Raw genomic sequence first — 7,440 nt, 5'->3', positions numbered from 1 at the left:
GATCAAGCGATACGTCAAGCAGCGGCGCGGTATGGCTTGCCGGAAAGCTATTTATACCGTGTTGCGCAAGTGGAAAGTGGTGGCAATCCCAATGCAAGGAATCCACGTTCTTCTGCTGGTGGTCTGTATCAGTTTATAGACAGCACCGCCAAGCAATATGGCTTACAAGACCGTTTTGACCCCATACAAGCAGCTGATGCGATGGGTCGGTTCACACGGGACAATCGTAACCATTTAAGCCGTGTTTTGGGGAGAGCACCAACAGAGGCAGAATTGTATTTAGCGCATCAACAGGGAGCAGGAGGAGCCGCGCGTCTTTTGCAGAATCCCCATGCCAATGCGGCACAACTTGTTGGGAGCAATGCGGTTGGTTTAAATTCTGGAAACAGTGCGATGCGTGCTGGTGATTTTGTTAATCGTGTTTTCCAAATGTATGGGGGGCAGCAACCTTATAGAGCAAGTTCTATTGCACGAGGGGACATGGGCAATAGAGCGAACTTGCTAGAGGTTTTAAGGGCGTTATTAGCTTCACAAGAAGAGCCTTCAGAAGAAGAAGAGAGCGCAGATGATCATCCTTTGATGACGCAATTGATGCGGGCGTTTTACGGAATTTAGGAAACAAGAGTTATGTCAACGATATATGATTGGTCGCTGAGAGCGTCTGATAACACACGCGCTGATGATTTGATAGATTGGTCAGAGGGACAATTGCCAAGTACAATCAATAATAGCGCACGCGGTATGATGCAAAGGGTAAGAGAGTATCTTTCGGATACGGGTGGAACCCTTGAAGGGGTTGTGCGTGTTGATAATGAGCAGCAAACGAGTGCGATCACGCTTCAAACCAAATCGCTCTTTTCAGAATACAAAAATGATATTGTTATAGGTTTTAAAGCAAATGGCAAGAATGTTGGAGCGACAACCGTTTCCTTGAATAATTTACCCGCCAAGCCCGTTTATAAGGCGACAGAGTTAGGAGCGGTACCTCTTGTGGGAGGAGAAATCCAACAAGGTTGCATTTATAGATTAGCCTATGATGCATCGCTTGCAGGTTGGCATTTACTCAATCCAACATCTGTATTATCTCCCACGGGCTTGGCAAATGCTCTTTATCCAGCAGGCTTTATAGGGACGTTTGCGATGCAAGCAATCCCTAATGGTTGGTTATTGTGTGATGGGAGTGCTTATTCACGAAGTTATTATAGCGATCTTTTTGCGGCGATAGGAACCACATGGGGGAGTGGCGATGGCTATCGGACCTTCAATATACCCGATTTGCGCGGCATGTTTTTACGTGGTTTTGATGATGGACGTAATATTGATACAGGACGGAGCTTTGCGAGTGTCCAGCAGGATTTAATACAAGCTCATCAACATGAAGGACATAGGATATCGGTATTCCAGCCGAGTGATGAGAATGAGCGTTATTGGCATGGGAATGCAACAGTTTTATGGGGTCATGTTCTTGATGAGGATGAAAAATCGAGAGTTGCAACAGTTTCTAGGATAAGAGAAGAAAATATTCGCACCTATGATATTCTTGCGGTTCCTATGGGACACCCCCATAGCCAAGATCTTATGGCATCAAGGGATAGTGAGAGCGAAACGCGTCCCATTAATGTATCGGTAGTTTTTGCGATAAAGACTTGAGGGGGATATGTCAGATATTTATGATTGGTCTTTAACGGCGTCAGACAACGCTGGTGCGGATAATATGATTAACTGGTCAGAAGGGCAAGCGCCCCATACAGTTAATGATAGTGCACGTGCGATGATGCAGCGTGTGAGGGAATATTTATCGTGTAGTGGAGGAGGGTTTGATGGCGTTGTTCAGGTTAATGATTTAACGCAAAGTAGCAGGATTGTTTTCGAGAATTCTGTATTTTCTGGATATCAAGATGGCTTTGTTTTGCGTTTTAGGGCGGTTGGTTGGAATTTTGGCAGAACGACGATTTATCGAGAGGGTCTGCCCACCAAGCCGATTTATCAGGCAACAGAAAACGGCTTATCGTCTCTTGTAGGGGGAGAGATAGCCCATGGCTGTCTGTATAGTTTGGTTTATGACGCCTCCCTTTCGGGGTGGCATTTACTCAATCCTACGATAAGAAAATCTTTATACTTAAGAGGCTTACCTACGGGCTTTATAGGTTGCTTTGCGATGGAAAGATTGCCTTCTGGTTGGTTGTTGTGTGATGGTCGTTCCTATTCACGGGATAAGTATCGTGATTTGTTTGCAACCATAGGGACGCTCTGGGGGCATGGTGGAGATGATACAACGTTTAATGTCCCCGATTTGCGCGGCATGTTTTTACGTGGTTTTGATTATTTAGGTTCTGTTGATAGAGGGCGTGATTTTGGGAGTGTGCAACAGAGTTCCTTGAGAGATCATGAACATATTTTTCCTTTTTCTTCAGAAAGCAATTCAAGGACGAGTCGTGCTGTTTCTTCTGGTCGTTTGAGAAACAAAAGGAGTGTTGTTGTAGAGGTAGAAACGGATTTCCCTAGAGGAGATGATGTTAGTGAAACGAAAGACACGTTACAGGATAGAAAGGGTCGTAGAAAATGTTTTGCACCTAATCTGTGGGGAGAAGATAATCTTGATTGTTTTGGAGGAGGTCAAGATGCATTGCCTTCTCGTCGTCCTAGTTTGCTTAATGAGGAATGTTTGGGTTTAACAGGAGATGCATTGAAGGAGTGTAGCAGGGAATTTGACCGTGTCACGTCTCCACCATCACCAGAAGAGCTGGCGCCTCAGATGGGCAAGGTATATAGCTCGCATCCTTTTTTCTTAAAACATGAACGGTTTCATGTCTCTGAAATCCTTAATCAATCAGGAGAAGATTTAGGTGAACATGATCATACCATCATGATGGATAGTTTTGGTGGCGTTGAAAGCCGCCCGATGAATGTGAGTGTTGTTTATGGGATAAAGACCTAAGGAGGAGAATGCATGTTATCGAAACCCTTTGCGATATCAGAGATTAGCGACCCGTCCCAAGTACGGGTTGTTTTGTATTCAGGGGATCATTTTGTGCATGCCCCGCTTAATAGGATTGTTGATTTGTTGAAAGATGCTTTGAAGTCAGAACTTGAAGGCAGGCTGCAAGGATTAGAAGAGCGGTTAAGGGCATTGAGTGTCGAGTTAGAAGAGCTGAAAGAGTGTTCATTATAAGTATTGGTTTGAAGAGATATAAGGAAGAAAGAGATGGGGATACCAAATCATACGCATGAATATCAGATACCGGTAGCGACGAAAGAAGAGATCATAGAGGGTGTATCACAAGATACGGTTGTTGTTCCCAATTTACTAGGAACAGCCAGTCTTTATAGTTATGAAGTTTTTGCGACGGCAGAACAGGGTGTACAGGCACAGCAGGCATCAGAACGCGCGCTAGGATTAGCGACGACAGCCAAGCAGACGGCAGATGCGGCGAAAAGAGCAGCGGAGGATGCGAAAGAGTTATCGGGAGGAGCAGCGGTCACAGTTGGAGAAGCTTTGACGAGTGCCACTAGAGCAGCAACACTGGCTAATGAATCGAAGACAGTTGCAGATGAGGCATTGAGAGAGGTACGAGAAGCGCAAAGCAAAGCGGATAGAGCGGTAAGCAAATCGGAAAATGCGCATGAGACAGCCTCCAGAGCGATGAGTGAATCTGGAGCAGCTACAAGAGCAGCTGAAGGCGCGAAGAGAGCGTCAGAAGAAGCACAACAAGATGCTAGAGAAGCCAAGCAATCGAGTGAACAAGCAATAGGTAGAGCCAATGAAGCGAAAACGTTAGCAGAACAAGCTGCTACGAATGCTAATACAGCCAAGAATACAGCCGATGATGTGAAAACAAGCATTGAACAAGCAGAACAAGGACTAAGAGAAGTTAAGCAAGAGCTGTTGACGGCTTCAAAGATGGCAAAAGAAGCAGAACAGACGGCAACCGAGACGACACAAGTAGCACTAAAAGCGACAACATTTGCAGAAGCAGCCAAGCAGACAGCAGAGGAAGCTAAGGTTTTAGCGGAAGAAGCAAAGGGAATAGCAGAGGGGGCGTCCACCACAGCCAATAATGCCAAGGGCGTTAGTGAAACAGCGCTGACAGCAGCCAATCGAGCAGATCAGAAGGTTACAGAGGTAAGAGAAGAAGTTTCACAAGCGGTTACGAGTGCAAGGGAAGCAAAGGACGGGGTCACAGCAGTGACAACTTCAGTGAATGAGGTAAGAGAGAGAGCAGCAGAAGCCAAGGGATTAGCAGAAGAGGCAAAAGGTTTAGCGGAAAAAGCGAGTACAGATGTAACGTCAAGCACTGCAGTAGCAACTCAAGCACAAAAGACAGCAGAACAAGCATTAACAGAGGTCACAAGCGTTAAGGCAAGTGTCTCTAGAGCAGAGACGACGTCAGGAGAAGCGAAGAGTGCATCAAGCGAAGCCAAACAAGTTGCAGAAACGGCAAGAGTTAAGGCATCAGAGGCGCAAGACAATGCAACAGAAGCGATAAAGATAGCCAATGAAGCGAAGGTAGCGGCAGAGCAATCGGTGCGTTTAGACGGTGAAGCTCTACGAGGCGGAGAAGCGATTAAGATCTTGGCGGAAGATGCGAAGAGCAAAGCGGAAACTGCACAGAGTGTTGTGCAAGAAGTAAAAGAGACGGCATCACAGGCGTTGAACGTAGCCAATGGAGCGAAGGCAGTATCAGAAACAGCGGTAAACACGGCGACAGAGGCAAAGGGGCTAGCAGAGGGAGCCTCTACGACAGCCAATGAAGCCAAGAATGCAAGTGAAGCAGCGACAGCAACAGCGCGTAATGCGAAAGAAAGTGTTGAGAGAGCCATTTCAGAGGCATCAGATGCGAAGAACAAAGCAGAAGAAGCGAAACAATTAGCATCAGAAGCAAAAGATGCGTCTTCAAATGCTCTCACGGCTTCTACAGAAGCGAAGGATCAATCTTCACAGGCGATCACCTTAGTTAATGAAGCAAAAGGTGTTAGTGAAGAAGCCAAGAGTTTATCGGAAAAAGCGAGAGCAACCTCTACAGAGGCACAAAGGGTAGCAGAGCAAGCACGAACAGAATCGACTGGTGCGACCACGACGGCAGCTACGGCATTAACCACAGCCAATGATGCAAAGGAGAGTGCAGAAGCAGCCAAAAGGTTATCGGAAGAGGCGAAGACTTTAGCACAAGCAAACAAGAATGTTTGTGATGAGGTTAAACAGAGCTTTAGTGATGTAAAAAGCCTTGCAGAGAGTGCGGTATCAACAGCCAATGCGGCAAAACAGAGAGATGATGAGACGTTACAAAAAGTCACAGAATCCTTGACGCAATCGAGTGAAGCCAAGAGCATGGCAGAGGACGCTAAAAGCGTAGCGGATAGTGCAAAAGAGAAGGCAGAACATGCAGAACAGCAAGCAAGCGAGGCTACGAGAATAGCGGGAGAGGCGAAAACGGCAGCAGAACAAGCTATACGTTCAGGAGAAGCGGCGGGGCAAGTGAGTGCAGATGCTGTAAAAAGCCTTGTTGAAGAAGCCAAGAACAAAGCAGCAGCAGCAGAGAGATTAGCCCAAGAAGCCAAGAACAAAGCAGACAGTGTAGAGACTTTAGCCAATGAGGCAAAACAAAGGGGAGATCAGGCAAGCAGTACAGCTTCAACAGCTAAAAATGTATCGGAAGAAGCCAAGAATGTTGCAGAAGAAGCCCAGAAAAAGGCAGAGAAGGTAGAAAGTATAGCCGAAGAAGCGCAAAAGACCGCTAAGGAATCGAAAGATACAGCAGGCCTTGCCAAGCATGATGCCGAACAAGCACGAAGTAAGGCGGAAAAGGCGGAAAGTGTAGCTTATGGTGCAAACAGTAAAGTTATAGATATCCAGCAAGCGGTTGATAGTATCAAGGCGACAGCAAGCTTAGCAAAAATATCAGGTGATGAAGCCAAACAAACAGCGAGCAAAGCAGAGACTGTAGCCTATCAAGCATTAAATAAAGCAGGAGATGCAAAACAAGCGGCAGATGGAGCCAAGGTTACAGCCAGTTTAGCAGAGCGAGCAGGAGAAGAAGCTAAGAAAGCCGCCGGAAAATCAGAGATACGAGCCAATGAAGCCAAGGATGAAGCAAGTCAAGCTAAGCAACTAGCCAATAGTGCGAAGTCGACAGCAGAGAGTGCGAAAAGCCTTGCTGAACAAACAAAACAGTCTTTAAATACAACAAATCAAGAGCTTGGTGGTATCAAGAGCTCTTTAGCAACCACAACAGCGACGGCTAATTTTGCGCAAAGCACGTCGAGTGTAGCGAAGACAGAAGCCTTACAGGCAAAGGCACTAGCGCAAGAGGCAAAAGAGGCAGTTCTAAAAGCCCAAGGAAACAACGCTATAAACAGTTCTGCTTTAATGAAACATTTAACTTGGAATGTCATTTCGCTTTCTACCCCGTTTCTTGTTGCTGCAGGTAAACAGCATATTCTGTTAAAAAAAGGAACGCATATTTCTTTGATGAAGGGCAATGACCTGTTTGTCGTGAGTTACCTAGAAGATACCACCATCCCACTGCATCAAACTCTTTCAGCGGGTAAAGATTATTACATTTATTTAGTGAATAAGAGTGAGAATAATGCGCAACTTGTTGTGTCATTCAACTCTACTTATCCTACAGGTTACACAGCGGCAAATTCACGCAAGATAGGAGGATTTCATACGCTTTGTGCGGATGTTGGCACGATTGAAGGTCATCCGTTATCGGATTATAGTGCGGGGGATATATTACCCCATTCGGTCTGGTGTCTCAATCACCGCCCGCATAGTTCTCCTGAAGGGATGGTTTACGACGCTTCTCAAGATATTTGGGTTGATATTTATCTTCAATCAGGAACCGGTAGAAGTACAGGATCTGTATATGGTATCCCAATAACGACCAACCGTAGTTATACGGAATATTTAGATGATATGTTTGTTGTGAGGAAGTCTTTGTTGACAGATGGTGAATTTGCCTCTGCGATGTATGGAAGTAATGAGAAGACGACTCATTATAAATAAAAATACAATAAAGTCAATATGTTGAGTGCAATTATTTTATATGAATCCACTTAAGAATCCACACTTTTATACGTGATTCATTTGACCATTTTTTATATAAGATTGCCATGTATGAATAGAGCATAAAAAGCAAATCATGATGTGAATATTATAATGCATGTAAACGTTCAAATGAAATGAAAAGCAGCTATCATTCATAACAGTTCATAAATTTTATGATACGTTTTTATCATTCAAAATCGCATTGTTTTAAAATTTAATCGTTTGCAATTTTTAATAACATAAATTGCATGTATTTAGAGAATGGTATGAGTTTTGCTCTTTTTTGAGCGAATTCTTAAAAGGAAAATAATCGTTTGAAACTTTTATAAGCTTATAGGTGTAATTCATTAAGGGTGTATAAAAAGACAAAATCGCTTTTAAAGCGCTTA

At 44.6% G+C, this 7,440-nt stretch carries 5 protein-coding genes; all 5 read left to right on the top strand.

Annotated elements, in window-relative coordinates:
- Nucleotides 1–615: transglycosylase SLT domain-containing protein (locus tag PVV69_RS08865; protein ID WP_273757217.1), on the top strand; the 615-nt coding region annotated here is incomplete at its 5' end.
- 12 nt (nucleotides 616–627) lie between these two features.
- Nucleotides 628–1,650 (top strand): phage tail protein, encoded by a 1,023-nt coding sequence (locus PVV69_RS08860; RefSeq protein WP_273757216.1) that lies wholly within the window; start codon nucleotides 628–630, stop codon nucleotides 1,648–1,650.
- Nucleotides 1,651–1,657: 7 nt separating this feature from the next.
- Entirely contained in the window at nucleotides 1,658–2,938 is a 1,281-nt protein-coding gene (locus tag PVV69_RS08855) for a phage tail protein (protein WP_273757215.1), read from the top strand.
- Between the two features lie 12 nt (nucleotides 2,939–2,950).
- Nucleotides 2,951–3,172 (top strand): hypothetical protein, encoded by a 222-nt coding sequence (locus PVV69_RS08850; protein ID WP_273757214.1) that lies wholly within the window; start codon nucleotides 2,951–2,953, stop codon nucleotides 3,170–3,172.
- Between the two features lie 33 nt (nucleotides 3,173–3,205).
- Nucleotides 3,206–7,009, top strand: coding sequence for a hypothetical protein (locus PVV69_RS08845; protein ID WP_273757213.1), 3,804 nt, complete (start codon nucleotides 3,206–3,208; stop codon nucleotides 7,007–7,009).
- Nucleotides 7,010–7,440: the final 431 nt, after the last annotated feature.

Source organism: Bartonella sp. MM73XJBT (assembly GCF_028618465.1).
Taxonomy (GTDB): Bacteria; Pseudomonadota; Alphaproteobacteria; order Rhizobiales; family Rhizobiaceae; genus Bartonella.
The sequence above is the reverse complement of the archived record's forward strand: the minus strand, read 5'-3'. Positions and strand labels throughout refer to the sequence as shown.